The sequence below is a fragment of the Pseudomonas sp. LSJ-87 genome (assembly GCF_032971465.1).
GTDB classification, from domain to species: Bacteria; Pseudomonadota; Gammaproteobacteria; order Pseudomonadales; family Pseudomonadaceae; genus Aquipseudomonas; species Aquipseudomonas putida_Z.
The window spans coordinates 1-1,302 of sequence record NZ_JAWJYQ010000102.1 but is presented as its reverse complement, the minus strand read 5'-3'; the positions used below and the strand labels follow the sequence as shown (position 1 = coordinate 1,302).

The 1,302-nt window shown below is 56.4% G+C and carries 1 protein-coding gene; it reads left to right on the top strand.

What is annotated here, in order from left to right:
* The first annotated feature begins 89 nt into the window (after positions 1 to 89).
* Complete coding sequence (locus tag RYH74_RS26245) at positions 90 to 1,265, top strand: integrase core domain-containing protein (RefSeq protein ID WP_025338036.1); 1,176 nt, start codon at positions 90 to 92, stop codon at positions 1,263 to 1,265.
* Positions 1,266 to 1,302 lie beyond the last annotated feature (37 nt).

Below are 1,302 nucleotides of genomic sequence, written 5' to 3'. Positions count from 1 at the left end.
GGTATGACTCACCCAGATGGGTTACAAATCAGTTCACGCACATAGGTAACAGTCTTTAACTGGCAAGGTCGGTTTTCGAGGATCTGACCATGCCGTGGCGAGAGCTAACACCTATGGACCTGAAAATGCTTTTCATCGCGGACTACCTGCAGGGGCCGCCTAGCTTCAGCGCCCTGTGTGAGGCCTACGAGATCAGTCGAAAGACCGGCTACAAATGGGTCGAGCGATACGAGAAAGAGGGCCCGGCAGGCTTGGAGGAGCGCAGCCGACGCCGGTTGACCCAGGACTGGGTTGTACCCGTCGCGGTCCGCGAGGCCATTGTGGAACTGCGCGGTCAGGGGGAAACGGTGCCTGGGCCCAAAAAAATTCAGGCAGCGTTGCAGGAGCGCTTTCCTGATCAGGCGCCCCCCTCAAAGACCGCGATCTACAACATCCTCAAGAAGGCCGAACTGATCAAGCCGCGGCGTCTACGTCAGCGTGTGGCCATCTATCCCAAGCCACTGGAAAAAGCGGAGTCGCCCAATCAGCTGTTCAGTGCAGACTACAAGGGCCAGTTCCTCACAGGGGCCGGCGTCTGGTGCTATCCGTTGACGATCATGGATCACGCCAGTCGCTTCTTGCTTGCCTGTCACAGCATGGCAAACACGAACTTCCTGGAAACGCAGGCGGTATTCACTGATGTATTCCGTGAAAATGGGCTGCCTGAGCGTATCCGAACTGACAACGGCGTACCGTTCGCCAGCAAGGGACGCGCAGGTCTTTCCCAACTGTCGATCTGGTGGCTGCGTCTGGGCATCATTCCCGAGCGCATCGCACCTGGCAGACCTGAGCAGAATGGCCGGCATGAACGCATGCATCGGACACTCAAGAGCACGCTCCCATCGCCACCGGCAATGGCATGGGAGGCTCAACAACGGCACTTTGATCGGTTTCGGCAGCATTACAATTACGAACGGTTGCACGAAGCCTTGGAACAAAGAACGCCGGCGTCCTGTTATCAACCTTCGCCGCGCCCATTCCCTGAAAAGCTGCCTGAAATGATTTATCCCAGCCATATCGAGAGCTTGCCAATTGACGGTTGCGGCATCGTCAGCCGCCGAGGTTTGAGGATCTACGTAGGTTACGTACTGAAGCACCAGACCATTGGGCTGGAGCAAGTTGGAGACGGGCTCTGGGATGTTATTTTCGGTCCAATCGTCCTCGGTAGGATCGATGTGCGTGATGCCATTGAGGGCTATGTGACGCTCAAGGTGTCACCTATGTGAGTGAACTTTTATGTAACCCATGTGGGTGACCCGTACA

Excerpts from the sequence above, each read along its gene's own strand:
- RYH74_RS26245 (WP_025338036.1), top strand. The coding sequence starts at position 90 with ATGCCGTGGCGAGAGCTAACACCTATGGACCTGAAAATGCTTTTCATC.